We start from the raw sequence: 15,720 nt of genomic DNA, 5'->3' as shown, positions 1-15,720 counted from the left end.
TTTGTCAAAATGTATCAAGTAAATTTGCTACACTGCAATATCAAAACCCGTTTTTTATCATAATAAAGATTGTGTGGGCTCTTTAGTAAATTATCTTCTGGAAGTTCTTTTATGCAAACGCTATTTTCCTCATTAGTCAGACGCCTTCAAAAAGTTTATAAAAAAGCAGAAGCATTCATTGAGGAAGAAAGAGATTTTACATTATCGCAAACCTTTCTGAATGCTACTTTGCAACGTTATGTCACCAATAATGTTGAGTTTTTAGATGACCTGCATGCAGATCTTTATCATGACTGGTTAAGATTATATGCAACTATGCATGTAAAAGGTTTAGAAACCACACTATCGGTTGATTTAAAATTGATCCAGATGGAATTTAATAAAGAACAGCAACTTTTAGTTTTTGAACAAATTAGTAATACACAAATTATTGAAGCGAAATATAAAAACTTTTGGCAAAAGATCGCCGTAAAAGCCGCAATTTTTTATTACCATAAAATTTTGAAAAAAGACCCTTTGGGGATGATTCTTGAACGTTTTAATGTAGCAGAAGAACGCGATGAACTTATATTTCTTGATCTCAACCGTTGGTTTGGCAAAAAAGCTAGCATCATCGAAACATTAGGCAAAGTACATATAAATTACGCACGAGTTCGTGAAGCTGAGTTAGTTGTATTTGGAAATGTGAATTTAGCAGCCTTACTTTCTCGTGATCAGGACGACGATTTTGAAGAAGAATTCGCGGATTCTGAAATAACGCCAATTCAGCAAAAAGATGAATAAACGGTTTATAAATGAAGATTAATTAACTGCCAAAAAACACAAATAGATTACACATTTAGCATAAATCCTGATTTTTTCTCCATGATCAACAGGCATAATATGTTGAAGTTACAGATGCATCAGCACTGACTTTTTAGTCTGTACAAGGATATTTACTTATGGCAACAAAATTTCTGAAATCATTTGGCATCGCAACAGGTATTTCAACAACTTTGCTTTTTGCAGGCTTCTCAAGCCATGCACTTGCCATGAGTCCATTTCAGGCGAATTATCAGTTTACTTACAATAATAAAGGCATGGGGTCGGCTACACGTGCCTTAAGCCAGCAAGGTAATAACTGGACTTATAAATTCACTGCAAAAGCAGGCGGAATTGCGTCCGCAAGTGAAACAAGTAAATTTAGTTTCACCAATGGTAAAATTGGGTCTCAAAGTTTTAGCCGTACCAGCAAAATTTTGATTCATAACAACACCATGAGTATTAACTTTAATCCAAATAGCAAAACTATCTCTACCAAGAAAGATGATAAAGCTCGTTCATTTGCTTGGCAGGCAGGCGTTCTTGATGAGTTAAACGCAGAGTTACAACTGCGTGAAGACTTAAAAAATGGTTCACTGAAGTCGTCTTATCCACTTGCAGATGCAAAAGAGGTTGAAAATCGTCGATTTGTAAAACAAGGTAATGAGAAAATTAAAACCTCTTATGGAACATTCGATACCATTAAAGTGGTTTTACAACACAACAAACCTGAACGCAGTACAATCTTTTGGTTAGCGCCGAAATTAGATTATTTACCAGTTAAAGTAAGTCATATTGATGGTAAAACTTCTTATGGATTGTTATTAACAAGTTATACAGGTAAGACGAATTAAAGCTTGCATTTTTTTGGATGCTTTTTAAAATACGCATTTGCTTTAAAAAGCATCCGTCTAGAGGATTCTCCCGTGCACGCACTAGAACAGAAAATCTTAACAGAAGGTATCGTTCTATCTGATCAAGTCTTGAAAGTCGACGCTTTCTTAAACCACCAAATTGATCCTGTATTAATGCAGCAGATTGGTAAAGAATTTGCCGCTCGCTTTAAAGATGCAGGGATTACCAAGATTATTACCATTGAAGCATCAGGTATTGCACCTGCAATCATGGCAGGTTTAGAACTTGGTGTACCTGTAATTTTTGCTCGCAAATATCAGTCATTGACTTTAAAAGATGACTTATATCGCTCTAAAGTATTTAGTTTTACTAAACAAACTGAAAGCACGATTGCGATTTCAAATAAACATCTTCATTCAACTGATAAAGCATTAGTTATTGATGACTTCTTGGCAAATGGTCAAGCAGCATTAGGCCTGATTGATTTAATTCACCAAGCAAATGCAGAAGTTGTAGGTGTGGGTATTGTGATTGAAAAATCATTCCAGCCAGGTCGTGATTTATTGCTTGAAAAAGGCTACCGCGTTGAATCATTAGCACGTGTTCACTCTCTTACAGATGGCAAAGTAACTTTTGTAAAAGAATAAGATGTACATCTAAAAAAAGAGCGGATATCCGCTCTTTTTTATTTGCTCAAAGTTAATCTAAAAGCTTTTTAGCAATCTCTCCTAAACGTTTTCCTTGAGCTTCACACAAAATCTTTTCGTCCTGACTTAAGTTCTGGTCATGACGCGGTCCACTTACATGGCTTGCGCCATAAGGTGTTCCACCTGTTTTAGTATTAGATAAGGCTGGAATTGCATTAGGTAATCCCAAAATCATCATGCCATGATGAAATAACGGCGGCAGCATAGTCAGCAAAGTACTTTCCTGCCCACCATGCATTGAACCAGAAGAAGTGAAAACGCAAGCGGGTTTATTATGTAATGCCCCATTGAGCCAAAGACTGGTTGTTTGATCCCAAAAATATTTCATTTCACTTGCCATATTGCCAAAGCGAGTTGGAGAACCTAACGCTAAACCTGAACAATTCGTTAGATCATCTAACGTACAATAGATATCACCTTCTTCCGGAATGCTTGGCTCGGCTATTGTGACAGCTGGAGCAATATTTGGTACTGTCCGAATTTTCACTGACATACCCGCAGACTCAACACCGTTGGCAATTAAATGAGCCATTTCTTTAGTAGAACCATATTTGCTGTAATAGAGTACAAGAATGTAAGGTTGCATCGGTTTCATAAATTTTGTTAAAAAGAACACTATACGGGATTTTTTATTTTTTTGGCGCAACCAATTTTATGAAATTCTAGAGGTGATTGATGGTGCAGTACAAAAGATAACACGAGCAAATTTCTCGGACTCATCGAGTAAAAAGTTTATCTACTTTTGGTAAACCCTTGCTTAGACAACAGAAAGCCTACTTTGTTGAAAAAAGTTTATGGCTACAATTCTTTCTATAGCACATAGTAAACTTACAGAACGACTTTAATTCTATAAGTTATTATTTTGCTTTAATCTACGATTTGAGTTCTTAAGCTCATACTTTGATAAGCTATCAATCGCCCAACATGATGATTAAAAAAATCGGGATAGACGACGCATGTTACAACGTTTTTTAAGTAAGCTTCCTTTTTATAATAAAACCTGGTTTCAGTTCGTTTTATATGTATTTAAGCGTTTTGAAGCTGATCGGTGCCGTGAACAAGCTGGCTCTCTCACCTATACAACGCTATTCGCAGTTGTGCCGATGTTAACAGTTTTTCTAGTAATTATTTCTTCAATCAAAGCGTTAGAACCCGCAAGACAACAGCTGCAACATTTAATCTATAGTAACTTTTTACCAAAGAGCACGATCGCATTTGATAAAGCGCTAAATGCTTTTACAGAAAAATCTAGCAACTTAACCGTTATTGGTGTGCTTTTTTTATTCGTTACTACTGTCTTAATGCTGACCTCAATTGAAACCGTCTTTAACCGTATTTGGCGTGTAAAAGAAACTCGTAGTGGTATTATGGGCTTTATGCGCTATTGGACAATCATCTCTTTAGGTCCGATTATTTTAGGTAGTGCATTTGTTATTTCATCAACAGTTGCATCGATGAACTTATTAAGCAATAACTTCACAGGTTATCAACTTGATGGCGCATTTCTACTCTGGCTAATTTCTTTTGTACTCACTATTTTGGGTTTCTTCATTTTATATTGGACCATTCCCAATCGTACAGTCCCAGTTTATGCAGCAGGAATAGCGGCTTGTTTAAGTGCGGTACTGTTCGAAATACTCAAAAATTTCTTTAGCTTTGTGATGTCAAATTTCACTAGTTATGAAATTATTTATGGTGCATTTGCAGCAGTGCCAATTTTCCTTCTATGGATCTTTCTTTCATGGAACATTATTTTACTTGGTGTAGAAGTAAGTTTTGCTCTAACTGCTTTTCACTCGGGTAAAGAGCAGAAACGTCATCCTGTTTTAATGCTATTAGATATTCTCGAGCTGTTTTATAAAAAACAGAAACTCGGTGAAAGTGTAAGTGACAAAGAAGCTTTAGAAATTTTAGGTCGTGGAGAGATTGGCCGCTGGCCAGCTTATGTACTTTTGCTTGAAGAGCAAAATTTGGTTAAACGTACCGATAAAGATGAATATGTTCTTGCGCGCAATTTATCCCAAGTTGACTTCTGGAGCTTTTTCACTGCTCTTCCATACCCTCTGCCATTACGTGAAGATGTTCTAAATGTACACGATGACGATGAATGGATGGAAAAAATAGGACCTGCCTTGGTCGAATCTAATGATTATTTAGCAGCAAAACTTTCTATTCCGCTCTCAACAATTTTTGAAGAGAAATAAGAAAGTAAAACTATTTAACAGTATAGGCACTCTTTCCTACCCAATAAAAAACCCTATTATTAAAAAAATAATAGGGTTAAAAATTGGCAATTTTAGGAATGGGTTATGCTTTTACAAAAGTTTCCCATGCAAAATCTTGCGTTGCACCTTTTAATGTCATTTTCAACTGATCGCCTGCATGTAATGGTCCAACCCCAGCAGGTGAACCTGTCATAATCACATCACCTGGTTCTAGTGAAAAAACCTGATTAATATCAGTTAAAAGTTCACCAATAGTAAACATTAACAGTGCAGTATTACCATCTTGACGCAATTCATCATTAATATGGAAAGTGAATTTGGTCTCTTGCCAATTGGTAATTTCTTTTGTATCAACCCAATCTGCCAAAACACAAGCACCATCAAAAGCTTTAGCTCGCTCCCATGGGTGGCCTTTACTTTTCAGATCATTCTGTAAGTCACGCATTGTTAAATCAAGACCTAAAGTTACTGCCCCAATCGCTTTTAAAGCTTTTCCAGGGTCAGTTTCACCTTTCAAAGGTTGATCAATACGTAACACTAACTCACACTCAAAATGGCAACTGCCCCACGCTGGATTCCAAGAAATACCGTCATTTAAACCAATCAAACTACTCGGTGGTTTAATAAATAATATAGGGCTGTCAGGCATAGCATTATTTAATTCTTTGACATGATCGGCGTAACTTCTGCCCACGCAAACGATTTTTGAAGGACGTGTATTCATGAGGCTTCCTTTGTTATTGCGGCTAATAATTCCAATAATTTATTTCTTAAATGTATTTTCAAATATGGTTTGATCTGAAACCTGTGCAAATGCACGCTTTGGTACAATAATTACAGTTTTATTCTTTAGCTCAAGCATGTAGGTCAATTTACCTTTAGCAAAAGTTTGCACATCCGTATATTGCATCACCTGCTTACGACCATTGGCATAAAGCTCAAAGTAATCTTGATATAAGTCGATTCCCTGCTCACTCTTTCCAAATTGGTAACGAACAAATTGACGCTTAAATAACATAGGTAAAAGCCAGTAACGCATCAGGCCTTGCATCACCAGAAAAAATACGCCTAACCCGACATAATATCGTCCAACCCCAGAGAGACCTAAATAAAATCCCCAAATAATAATTGCGATACTAATTGCAGGTGTAAGAAAACGGGTAAATTGCTTTTTCCCAAATGTCACTAATGAAAATCCATCTTGTGACTCTTCTAAATTCAAATAGTAACGTAAAGATAAAGCTGTTTTTTGCTCAGTCATTGCACTGCATCAATACTCAATAAATCGAAACTATTAGAGCATATTCATTTCAGCTTTAAAATGAATCAAAGGCTATTTTTTATTTTGTTTAAAAGTAGAGCTTATTATGAGATTCGAAGATCAACTACGTTGCATATATAGAACGTAGATTCATATTTTTTGAGCTTATTTCAGTTTTTAAAATTTCTACAATAAGAGCATTACCTTCTTAGTGGAATGTCTCATGTCTTTCTTTGCAAAATTATTTGGCTTAAATCAAAAAGCAACAGTCTCAAAAGATGTGGTTACTCAAGCCACTCAAGAGTCCTCTCTTTTCAATCAGCCAAGCTTTTCAGAATTAATTAAAAAACGTCGTTCTATCTATTCGATCGGGAAAAACTTACAACATACTCCTTCGGAGATTGAAGGATTAATTCAAGAAGCGGTCAAACATAGCCCCTCAGCATTTAACTCTCAGTCATCTCGCGTTGTAATTTTATTTAATGAGTCTCATCAAAATTTCTGGAATATTGTTTTAGATGTATTAAAAACGATTGTTCCTGCCGAAGCACTAGCGGGAACTGAACAAAAAATTCAAAGTTTTGCAGCGGGTGCTGGTACAGTTTTATTTTTTGAAGATCAAGATGTGATTAAAGGTCTACAAGAACAATTTGAATTGTATGCTGATAATTTTCCAGTCTGGTCTGAACACTCAACAGCAATTGCACAATTTGCAGTATGGAATGTATTGGCTGAACAAGGTATTGGAGCTTCTTTACAACATTACAATCCAATTATCGATGAGAAAATTAATACTGCTTTTGATATTCCTGCTCAATGGAAACTAAGAGCCCAATTAGTATTTGGTTCAATTGAAGGCGAAGCAGGTGAAAAAGCTTTTATTGAAGACGAAAGCCGTTTTAAAACATTTGGCTAATTTTTTTCAACTACAAATCATTTAAGAGCTGGTTGCCATGAGCACTAGCTTTTAAATCGAAATAATAAAAAATAGGTACAAAAAAACCGCTATATATAGCGGTTAATTCTTCAAGTGGTGCGCTCAGAGAGATTCGAACTCCCGACCCCTTAGTTCGTAGCCAAGTGCTCTATCCAGCTGAGCTATGAGCGCGTACTTGATGTTGCGCATTATACGCATTTTTTAAGTCTTAGGAAGCCTTTTTTCATCTTTCTGTCATCAAACGTCTAGTTCTTAGCCATCACTCTAGTTTACATAGCTTTGTAGCTAAAATTATTGAAACTTTGCTCACCAAAGATGTATCTGAAATATTTTTTTTCAAATAAGTTTTATAGAATTTTTGAAGCTTTTTGCCATCTATCTAGAAGATAAAGGCTACTGTTTTAGTCAACATTATATAAATAATATATTTCTGGTTGAACCTAACTATTATAAGACTGTTTGAAATTTAACTAAGATAATGCTTCAAATAAGTGAAAATATGATTAAAAAAATGATTAGTTAAAATTATATAATATAAAAATTATTATTATTTTTATGTCTAAATTAAATAAATTATTATTTCTTTAAATATTATTTAATAACAAAAAATGTGACTAAAAATACACATTGACAGCTTTTGAGATCTAACCAATACTAAATCGCAATTATTGAGATACACATCTCATTAATTATAAAGCGCAATAAATAATACTTACTTAAAAATACAAAATTATATAGGAAATAGACCAACATGTTCTTACTAACAAACCTCGTATCTTCGATATCAAAAATTACTCAAGATTTGGGTAATATTGTATCGGTGAACACTACTGTAACTGGTAGCTCTTCTGTTGAAGGCCAGATATCAACTTCTGGTTTACTTTCAGATACTTTATCTACAGTAACAAATACTCTTACAGCAACCACAACAGGCCTTGTTTCTGATGCGGTTGGTACTGTTACTGGCAGTATCGGTTCTACAAGTCCTGTAGACACAGTAACTAATATTATTGGCGGAGTAACTGGCGGTATTGATCTTGGAACTTCTCCAATTGCTCCAGTGATTGACGTTGTTCAAGGTGGCATCGACATTCTTCAGGGTGTTGAAAGCCTAAAAACTGAAATCATCAATACAGGTATCGACACTGTTGCTGATACTATCATTGGTGTCCTTCCTCAAACTGAACACCCTGTTTCTGAAATTGCTGATCTTGGCACTTTAACTTTCGAAACTTCTCGTGACACAGTAAATGGCACGCTTGAAGTCATTTCTGATCTAGTGGGAGGAGACATTCAAGGCGCAACTGAGTCTGCTACTGGTGTCGTTGAAACATTAATCACTAATGGTACAACTGCTACAGGTATTGTTACTGACGTTGTCGGAAGCATTACAGACGTCGTTGGTGGTGTAACTGGTGGCGTTGATGGCAACCCGCTTGAAGTAATTACTGACATCATCGGTGGCGTAACTGGTGGCGTTGACGGTAACCCGCTTGAAGTAATTACTGATATTATCGGTGGTGTAACTGGTGGTGTTGATGGCAACCCGCTTGAAGTAATTACCGATATTATCGGCGGCGTAACTGGCGGTATCGGTGATGGCACATCTCCAATCGCTCCAGTGATTGATGTCGTTCAAGGCGGTATTGATATTCTACAAGGTGTAGAGAGCCTAAAAACTGAGATCATCAATACTGGTATCGACACTGTTGCTGATACTATTATTGGTATTCTTCCACAAACTGAATATCCTGTTTCAGACCTAGCAGATCTTGGCACTTTAACTTTCGAAACTTCTCGTGACACAGTAAACGGTGCACTTGAAGTTGTTTCTGATTTAGTCGGTGGTGATATTCAAGGTGCTACTGAATCTGCTACCGGTATTCTCGATACGCTGATTACAAATGGGTCAACTGCTACCGGAATTATTAATAACATTATCGGCGGTGCAACAAGTGGTGATAGCCCACTTGGCGTGGTAACCGACATTATTGGTGGTGTAACTGGCGGTGTTAGTGGTAATCCTCTTGAAGTCGTGACTGACATTATCGGCGGTGTAACTGGTGGTGTTGACGGTAACCCGCTTGAAGTAATTACTGACATCATCGGTGGCGTAACTGGTGGTGTTGATGGCAACCCACTTGAAGTAATTACTGACATTATTGGCGGTGTAACTGGTGGTGTTGACGGTAACCCACTTGAAGTAATTACTGACATTATTGGCGGTGTAACTGGTGGTATCGGTGATGGAACCTCTCCAATCTCTCCAGTGATTGATGTTGTTCAAGGCGGTATTGATATCCTTCAGGGCGTAGAAAGCTTAAAAACTGAAATTATCAACACTGGCATTGATACAGTTGCAGATACAATTATCAGCATTCTTCCACAAGCAGAACATCCTGTTTCTGAACTTGCAGACCTCGGCACATTAACTTTCGAAACTTCTCGTGACACAGTAAATGGCACGCTTGAAGTCATTTCTGATCTAGTGGGTGGAGACATTCAAGGTGCTACTGAATCTGCTACCGGTATTCTCGATACGCTGATTACAAATGGCACAACTGCTACTGGCTTAGTAACAGAAATCATTGGTGGATTGACAGGAACTATTGGTGGAGTTACTGGTGGAGATAGCTCACTAGGCTTAGTCACTGATTTACTTGGCGGTTTAACTGGTAGCGTAGATGGTGATAGTCCTCTTGGCTTAGTGACCGACCTTCTAGGCGGCTTAACTGGTGGCGTTACTGGCGGTACAGACAACCCTATCGGCATCGTAACAGATATCGTGGGTAGCTTAACGGGCGGTGTGACTGGTGAAGGCGGATTAGATGTTATTTCTAATTTACTAGGTGGATTAACTGGTGGTAGCTTACTCGGTGGAGTAACGTCGACAGTATCAAGCGTAACTAATACAACGCATACTATCGTACCTACATCATTACTTACCGATAACTTCTTAGAAAACTCTTTCAATACTGTTTAATATAAGTCATTAAAATAAAGCCACTTATTACAAGTGGCTTTATTTATTAATATATCTTTAAATATTAATTCACTTCTTCCCATCTATAATATTTCTTATGCGCTAGCTCTAACATTGCATAATCATTAGGTGTATCACCATAAGCATAAATTGTAGAATACTGAGTTAAATCATATTTGTTTTTTATTCTATTTACTTTTTCTAAATAACCACAATCACCATTAATAAAATCACCTGTCAAAATACCATCACGTATTTCAAGTTGATTACATATAACTTCTAAATCTAAAGATTGGCACCAGCTTTCTAAATAAACACCTAATGATGCAGATACAACAACAATCCGATCACCTTGTTTTTTATGCCAAAGAATACGTTCCAAAGCATTTTGACGCACACAGGTAGGAAGGATATTTTTAGCAAACTCTTCCCCCATATATTTTAGGGAAGCCGCATCATAGCCCACGTATCCCACCTGACAGAGTTTAGTTCGAATAGTTTTATCGGTTACCCATCCAAGCTTATAACCCGCTATATAAGGTGCAAGTCGAATACCACCTAGTATTTGAGTTTTTTTATTTAAAGAAAATTTAAGGAATAGGCTGAATGTATCGCTGTGAGTGATCGTGCCGTCAAAGTCAAATAAAGCTAAGTTCATTTATGATTATCTCTAATATAATTAAAAAGTTATAAATTTAGATTTTTTAAAGTACTAAAAAATAGGCACAAAAAAACCGCTATAAAAGCGGTTAATTCTTCAAGTTGGTGCGCTCAGAGAGATTCGAACTCCCGACCCCTTAGTTCGTAGCCAAGTGCTCTATCCAGCTGAGCTATGAGCGCGTAACTTGTGTGCCTTTCAGCGATTCGTTCTATTTTACTTGGTGCGCTCAGAGAGATTCGAACTCCCGACCCCTTAGTTCGTAGCCAAGTGCTCTATCCAGCTGAGCTATGAGCGCATTAAGTAAATGGCGGTGAGAGAGGGATTCGAACCCTCGATACCAGTAATAGGTATGCTTCCTTAGCAGGGAAGTGATTTCAGCCACTCATCCACCTCACCGGAACGAGCCGCCATAATACAAACTAAAACCCTATTGTTCAAGTCATCATAGTGAAATTTTCTTGTTTTTTAGTTCAATGAATTATTTTTTAAGCAATTTTCTCATTATTTTCGTCTTTTTCGATCAAACGCTTGTTAAGATAGATATTATTTCTTCATCAAAATACTGTAGTGCATAACACATTATTGCAAACCTAAACGTGCAGTTCGGGTCTGCATGACTTATGCTAAACTTATCTGCCAAGCGTGAAACCAAACGACATGACAAAAAACTGGGCTGACCCCGAAGCGAAAGCTGAAGCTGAACGTTATGACAATCCTATTCCAAGCCGTACTCTTATTTTAGATACATTGGAACAATTGCAGACACCGCAATCTCATGCAGAACTTGTCGATCATTTTAATATTCATGACCAAAAAAGTATTGAAGCACTCAGTCACCGCTTAAGTGCTATGGTTCGTGACGGTCAAATCATGAAAGACGGGTTTAAATTTCAGTTGGTGGCAGATCAACCGACCTATGAAGCAACTGTTTATATCAATAGTAAAGGTTTAGGCACAGCGCATATTGATGGTCAAAGTGACCTTTTACTTCCTGAACGTGAATTACGTTTAGTCTTTAACGGTGACCGAGTTAGAGTGCGACAGACTTCAGTTGATCGTAAAGGCAAACCTTGGGGATTTATCACAGAAGTTTTACAACATCGTGTTAAACAATTAATTGGTAAATTGTCGGTTCACGATGGCGAATATTTTATTCAGCCCAACAATCCAAATCAGCACCAGCCTATTCCTTTAGAAAAAGAACTGGTAACACATGCTGAAGCAAATGTTGGCGATATGCTACGTGTCGCAATAGACAGTTATCCGACTCGTGAAGAATTTGCGACGGCGCATATTATTCAATCTATGGCCGACAAAGCTGATACAGAAATTATTATTCCGCAGACTATTCTTGAGTTTGGCTTACCTTACGAATTTCCAGATGAAGTTCTAAAAGAAGCTGAAAGCTTTAAAGAACCATCTGCTCAAGACCGTGAAGGCCGCATTGATTTACGAGATTTAGCATTAGTTACGATCGATGGTGAAGATGCTCGAGATTTTGATGATGCAGTTTATGCAGAAAAACGTCCGGGTGGTGGTTACCGCGTTGTAGTCGCAATTGCCGATGTCAGCCATTATGTACGCTTAGACTCAGCCCTCAATGAAGAAGCTGAGGAACGTGGTACTTCGGTATACTTCCCGCATTTCGTATTACCGATGCTACCAGAGGCATTGTCAAATGGCTTATGCTCTCTAAACCCTCATGTAGACCGTTTATGTATGGTCTGTGACTTGAAACTCTCTCGTACAGGCCGTGTAACTGGTTACGATTTTTATCCATCAGTGATGCATTCAAAAGCGCGTTTGACCTATACACAAGTAGCACAATATTTTGACGGCGCAACAGATGCGATTCCAAAAGATCGTGATGTTCATAAATCTTTAAATACGCTTTTCCAGCTTTATCAGATTTTGAAAAATTTACGTGCTGATCGTCATGCAATGGAATTTGAAACCATTGAAACTTACATGACTTTTGATGAGCTAGGCGGGATTAAAGAAATTTTGCCACGTACACGTAATGAAGCACATAAACTTATTGAAGAGTGCATGTTACTTGCTAACGTTGCTGCGGCTGAATATGCATTAGAACATGATGTTCCAATGTTGTATCGCGTGCATGAAGCTCCAGAGTTTTCACGTATTCAGAAAGTAAAAGACTTTGTTAAATTACTGGGTCTACCCTTCCCTGACCAACCAACTCAAGCAGACTATCAAAGAGTAATTGAAGCAACTAAAGATCGTATTGATGCTCCTAGTATTCATGCCGTCTTATTACGCTCAATGATGCAAGCTTATTATGGCGCAAAAAATGCTGGGCACTATGGTTTGGCCTATGAAGCTTATACACATTTCACTTCGCCAATTCGTCGTTACCCAGATTTATTATTACACCGTGCCATTAAAGCACATCTCAAACAAAAGCCTTATCCACTCTCTGGTGCTGCACTAGATGATGCAGGTGAACATTTCTCTCAAACAGAGCGCCGTGCTGATGAAGCTTCTCGTAGCGTAACAACTTGGTTGAAATGTCACTACATGCAGCAGCATCTAGGTGATGAATTCATTGGTATTGTAAGTGCGGTGACCGAATTCGGTTTATTCGTGACACTGAAAGATCTATATGTCGATGGCATGATTCATATTAGCCAACTCGGCGATGACTTCTTTATTTATGACCAAGCGAGCCAAAATCTAGTAGGTCAAAATCGTGGACAAGTCTTTGGTTTGGGCGATGAAGTTAAAATTCAGGTCGCTGGTGTCAATCTGGAAGAACGTAAAATTGACTTCCAGCTCATTAAGCAAGTTACCCATGCAGGCCGAGTAGTTCGTAGCCGTGCGCCGCGTACGACTAAAACTACTACGCAGGCGACTGAAGAAGTTTTCAGTAAACCAACTGTCAGTAGTGATGGTGAGCGACCTGTTCACAAAAAGAAAGAAAAAAGTAAGCCAAGTTCTTACACCAAAAAATCTGGTAAAAAAACCTCAGCAAAAGCCGAGACTAAATCAGAAAAGGTGAAGAAAAAATCTAAGCCTAAAAAGAAAAAGTCGAATGCAAAATCAAAGGCTGAATAGTGAGTAAATAATTATCACGTTTCAAAAATAAGTCTCCAATAGGAGGCTTATTTCTTTTTAAAAGGGGTTATTTTACACATTAAGCTTGATTTCCGACTTGAGAGGACCTACATCTAATACCATGTTTAAAAAATAATGTGGCTATTAGCAATGACTTTACAGCAAGCGACTTTACCAACTCCGCGTTTTGACCAAATTGAATTAGAAAATTTAAAACAAGACATTCAACAAGCGATCCAAGCAGGTCAGGAATTTTTAAATACTCTTACGGCTGCACCTACAGATGCAGCTCAGCAACTTGCCGTACTTGAGCAAGTCGATACGCTTGAAAATAATCTAAGTGAATCATGGGGCGTTTTATCGCATTTAAACGCTGTAATGAGCAATGCAGAAACGAGAGAAGTCTATAAATCTTTATTACCAGCATTAAGTGAATATTACACTCAGCTTGGTCAACACACGGCGCTTTATCAGACCTATCAACACATCCATGATGGTCAAGGTTATAGCTCTCTTAGCCCTGCACAGCAAAGTGCTATCCGTCTAGCTTTACGTGACTTTAAACTTTCAGGTGTAGCCTTAGAGGGTGAAGAGAAAAAACGTTATGCAGAGATTTCTGCGCGTCTTTCACAGCTTTCTTCTGATTTTTCAAACCACGTACTTGATGCAACACAAGCTTACTTTAAACCACTTACCGAAGATCAGCTAAAAGGTCTTCCAGAAAGTAATATTGAGTTATTAAAACAGTACGGCAAACAACGTGAACTTGACCAAGCTGTAGCAACCCTAGATTTCCCAGCATATTTTGCAATCATGACTTATGCAGATGACCGTGCATTGCGTGAAGAGCTTTATAGAGCTTATGTGACTCGCGCATCTGATCAGTCTGAACCAACTGAATTTGATAACAGCAAAATTATGGAAGAAATTTTGAGTCTTCGTCAGGAAATGGCGAAACTACTTGGTTTCAATAACTATGCTGAATATTCTCTTGCAAGCAAAATGGCACCGGACGTAAAAACAGTACATGAGTTTTTGGTTGACCTAGCAGAGCATGCGCGTGCTCCTGCGCTTCAAGAAGTTGCCGAACTTCAAGAAATTGCTAAACAAGATGGTGTTGATGAGCTTAAACCTTGGGATACAACTTACTATTCTGAAAAACTTAAACAGCAACAATTCAACTTATCTCAAGAAGCATTAAAACCTTATTTCCCTGCACCTAAAGTTATTCAGGGATTATTCCAGATTGTGCAGCGTCTATACGGCATTAACATTATTGAAAGACAAGCACCTGTCTGGCATCCAGATGCACGTTATTTTGAATTAGAAGATCAAGGCCAAGTGATTGGTGGCTTCTTCTTTGACATCTATGCACGTACAGGCAAACGTGGTGGCGCATGGATGAATGGCTTCCGCTCGCGCATGCAAACACTTCATGGTTTACAAAAACCAATTTGCTATATGGTGTGTAATTTCACTCCTCCTGTAGGTGACCAACCTGCGTTATTGACTCATGATGAAGTGATTACTTTGTTCCATGAGTTCGGACATGGTTTACATCATATGTTGACCGAAGTAGATAATATCTCGGTTGCAGGAACTCATGGCGTTGCTTGGGATGCAGTAGAACTACCAAGCCAATTTATGGAATTCTGGTCATGGGATAAAGAAAGCCTAGATGTATTAAGTGAACACATCGATAGTAAACAGACTTTGCCACAAGAATTACTAGATGCTTTATTAAATGCTCGATTCTTCCAATCTGGTATGCAAACTTTACGTCAGCTTGAATTTGCATTATTTGACTTGACCATTCACACCAAAACGCCAGCCCTGAACAGTGAGCAAATTCAGCAAACCTTAAACGATATTCGTAAGCAATATGCGGTCGTTCCTACTGTCGACTACAACCGTTTCCAACATAGTTTTAGTCATATTTTTGCTGGCGGTTATGCCGCAGGTTATTACTCTTACAAATGGGCAGAAGTCTTAGCGAGCGATGCATTTGATCGTTTTGAAAATGAAGGCATTTTTAACACTCAAACGGGTAAAGAATTCCGTCAGGCAATTCTAGCTGTGGGTGGAAAAGACACTGCGCTTGAGGCATTTGTGAATTTCCGTGGACGCGAGCCTAAAATTGACGCATTGTTACGTCATCAAGGTTGGACGAATGACAACAAAACCGCTTAAACTATGGGCCTAAATTGATCGTGTG

At 37.9% G+C, this 15,720-nt stretch carries 13 protein-coding genes and 4 tRNA genes; 8 read left to right on the top strand and 9 right to left on the bottom strand.

Annotation, left to right across the window (positions count from 1 at the left end):
- Positions 1–111 precede the first annotated feature (111 nt).
- The 3 genes from HMPREF0013_RS21020 (at position 112) to HMPREF0013_RS21010 (ending at position 2,303) form a co-directional block, all read left to right on the top strand.
- Positions 112–783, top strand: coding sequence for a hypothetical protein (locus HMPREF0013_RS21020; RefSeq protein WP_017386970.1), 672 nt, complete (start codon positions 112–114; stop codon positions 781–783).
- Between the two features lie 158 nt (positions 784–941).
- Positions 942–1,655, top strand: coding sequence for a DUF3108 domain-containing protein (locus HMPREF0013_RS21015; protein WP_002119525.1), 714 nt, complete (start codon positions 942–944; stop codon positions 1,653–1,655).
- 72 nt (positions 1,656–1,727) lie between these two features.
- Positions 1,728–2,303 (top strand): xanthine phosphoribosyltransferase, encoded by a 576-nt coding sequence (locus HMPREF0013_RS21010; RefSeq protein ID WP_002119547.1) that lies wholly within the window; start codon positions 1,728–1,730, stop codon positions 2,301–2,303.
- A gap of 52 nt (positions 2,304–2,355) precedes the next feature.
- Here the strand turns inward: HMPREF0013_RS21010 and wrbA are convergent, their stop codons facing one another.
- Positions 2,356–2,958, bottom strand: a complete 603-nt coding sequence (gene wrbA, locus HMPREF0013_RS21005) for an NAD(P)H:quinone oxidoreductase (protein ID WP_081313625.1) — start codon at positions 2,956–2,958, stop codon at positions 2,356–2,358.
- Between the two features lie 361 nt (positions 2,959–3,319).
- Here wrbA and HMPREF0013_RS21000 point away from each other — a divergent pair, with 361 nt between their 5' ends.
- Entirely contained in the window at positions 3,320–4,567 is a 1,248-nt protein-coding gene (locus tag HMPREF0013_RS21000) for a YihY family inner membrane protein (protein WP_002119535.1), read from the top strand.
- 103 nt (positions 4,568–4,670) lie between these two features.
- On the opposite strand, the gene HMPREF0013_RS20995 is transcribed toward HMPREF0013_RS21000, so the two are convergent.
- Both HMPREF0013_RS20995 and HMPREF0013_RS20990 read right to left on the bottom strand, forming a co-directional pair.
- Entirely contained in the window at positions 4,671–5,312 is a 642-nt protein-coding gene (locus HMPREF0013_RS20995) for a fumarylacetoacetate hydrolase family protein (protein WP_005804628.1), read from the bottom strand.
- A 39-nt stretch (positions 5,313–5,351) separates the two neighbouring features.
- The gene (locus HMPREF0013_RS20990; RefSeq protein ID WP_005804627.1) at positions 5,352–5,849 is read right to left on the bottom strand and encodes a YcxB family protein; all 498 of its coding nucleotides are present in this window, start codon (positions 5,847–5,849) and stop codon (positions 5,352–5,354) included.
- Between the two features lie 223 nt (positions 5,850–6,072).
- Between HMPREF0013_RS20990 and HMPREF0013_RS20985 the strand changes: the two genes are divergently transcribed.
- Positions 6,073–6,765: a nitroreductase family protein gene (locus HMPREF0013_RS20985; RefSeq protein ID WP_005804626.1), complete on the top strand. Its 693-nt coding sequence runs from the start codon at positions 6,073–6,075 to the stop codon at positions 6,763–6,765.
- Between the two features lie 115 nt (positions 6,766–6,880).
- Here the strand turns inward: HMPREF0013_RS20985 and HMPREF0013_RS20980 are convergent.
- Both HMPREF0013_RS20980 and HMPREF0013_RS25020 read right to left on the bottom strand, forming a co-directional pair.
- Positions 6,881–6,957, bottom strand: a tRNA-Arg gene (locus tag HMPREF0013_RS20980).
- Positions 6,958–7,045: 88 nt separating this feature from the next.
- Positions 7,046–7,165, bottom strand: a complete 120-nt coding sequence (locus HMPREF0013_RS25020; protein WP_225247865.1) for a hypothetical protein — start codon at positions 7,163–7,165, stop codon at positions 7,046–7,048.
- A gap of 372 nt (positions 7,166–7,537) precedes the next feature.
- Here HMPREF0013_RS25020 and HMPREF0013_RS20975 point away from each other — a divergent pair, with 372 nt between their 5' ends.
- Positions 7,538–9,769: a beta strand repeat-containing protein gene (locus HMPREF0013_RS20975; protein WP_005804625.1), complete on the top strand. Its 2,232-nt coding sequence runs from the start codon at positions 7,538–7,540 to the stop codon at positions 9,767–9,769.
- 64 nt (positions 9,770–9,833) lie between these two features.
- Here the strand turns inward: HMPREF0013_RS20975 and HMPREF0013_RS20970 are convergent, their stop codons facing one another.
- The 4 genes from HMPREF0013_RS20970 to HMPREF0013_RS20955 all read right to left on the bottom strand — a co-directional run bounded on the left by HMPREF0013_RS20970 (position 9,834) and on the right by HMPREF0013_RS20955 (position 10,826).
- Positions 9,834–10,427, bottom strand: coding sequence for an HAD-IB family hydrolase (locus HMPREF0013_RS20970; RefSeq protein ID WP_005804624.1), 594 nt, complete (start codon positions 10,425–10,427; stop codon positions 9,834–9,836).
- Positions 10,428–10,532: 105 nt separating this feature from the next.
- Positions 10,533–10,609, bottom strand: a tRNA-Arg gene (locus tag HMPREF0013_RS20965).
- Positions 10,610–10,648: 39 nt separating this feature from the next.
- A tRNA-Arg gene (locus tag HMPREF0013_RS20960) sits at positions 10,649–10,725 on the bottom strand.
- 10 nt (positions 10,726–10,735) lie between these two features.
- Positions 10,736–10,826 (bottom strand) — tRNA-Ser (locus tag HMPREF0013_RS20955).
- A 261-nt stretch (positions 10,827–11,087) separates the two neighbouring features.
- Here HMPREF0013_RS20955 and rnr point away from each other — a divergent pair.
- A complete protein-coding gene (rnr, locus tag HMPREF0013_RS20950; protein WP_025464190.1) occupies positions 11,088–13,505 on the top strand; it encodes a ribonuclease R in 2,418 nt (805 codons plus the stop codon).
- 135 nt (positions 13,506–13,640) lie between these two features.
- Positions 13,641–15,695: a M3 family metallopeptidase gene (locus HMPREF0013_RS20945; protein WP_005804621.1), complete on the top strand. Its 2,055-nt coding sequence runs from the start codon at positions 13,641–13,643 to the stop codon at positions 15,693–15,695.
- Positions 15,696–15,720: the final 25 nt, after the last annotated feature.

Origin of the sequence: Acinetobacter sp. SH024, assembly GCF_000163635.1 — a bacterium.
GTDB classification, from domain to species: Bacteria; Pseudomonadota; Gammaproteobacteria; order Pseudomonadales; family Moraxellaceae; genus Acinetobacter; species Acinetobacter pittii.
This window is presented reverse-complemented; position numbering and strand designations above follow the sequence as displayed.

Excerpts from the sequence above, each read along its gene's own strand:
- HMPREF0013_RS21000 (WP_002119535.1), top strand. The coding sequence starts at position 3,320 with ATGTTACAACGTTTTTTAAGTAAGCTTCCTTTTTATAATAAAACCTGG.
- HMPREF0013_RS20985 (WP_005804626.1), top strand. The coding sequence starts at position 6,073 with ATGTCTTTCTTTGCAAAATTATTTGGCTTAAATCAAAAAGCAACAGTC.
- rnr (WP_025464190.1), top strand. The coding sequence starts at position 11,088 with ATGACAAAAAACTGGGCTGACCCCGAAGCGAAAGCTGAAGCTGAACGT.
- HMPREF0013_RS20990 (WP_005804627.1), bottom strand. The coding sequence starts at position 5,849 with ATGACTGAGCAAAAAACAGCTTTATCTTTACGTTACTATTTGAATTTA.
- HMPREF0013_RS21015 (WP_002119525.1), top strand. The coding sequence starts at position 942 with ATGGCAACAAAATTTCTGAAATCATTTGGCATCGCAACAGGTATTTCA.
- HMPREF0013_RS20945 (WP_005804621.1), top strand. The coding sequence starts at position 13,641 with ATGTGGCTATTAGCAATGACTTTACAGCAAGCGACTTTACCAACTCCG.
- HMPREF0013_RS20970 (WP_005804624.1), bottom strand. The coding sequence starts at position 10,427 with ATGAACTTAGCTTTATTTGACTTTGACGGCACGATCACTCACAGCGAT.
- HMPREF0013_RS20995 (WP_005804628.1), bottom strand. The coding sequence starts at position 5,312 with ATGAATACACGTCCTTCAAAAATCGTTTGCGTGGGCAGAAGTTACGCC.
- HMPREF0013_RS21020 (WP_017386970.1), top strand. The coding sequence starts at position 112 with ATGCAAACGCTATTTTCCTCATTAGTCAGACGCCTTCAAAAAGTTTAT.
- HMPREF0013_RS20975 (WP_005804625.1), top strand. The coding sequence starts at position 7,538 with ATGTTCTTACTAACAAACCTCGTATCTTCGATATCAAAAATTACTCAA.
- wrbA (WP_081313625.1), bottom strand. The coding sequence starts at position 2,958 with ATGAAACCGATGCAACCTTACATTCTTGTACTCTATTACAGCAAATAT.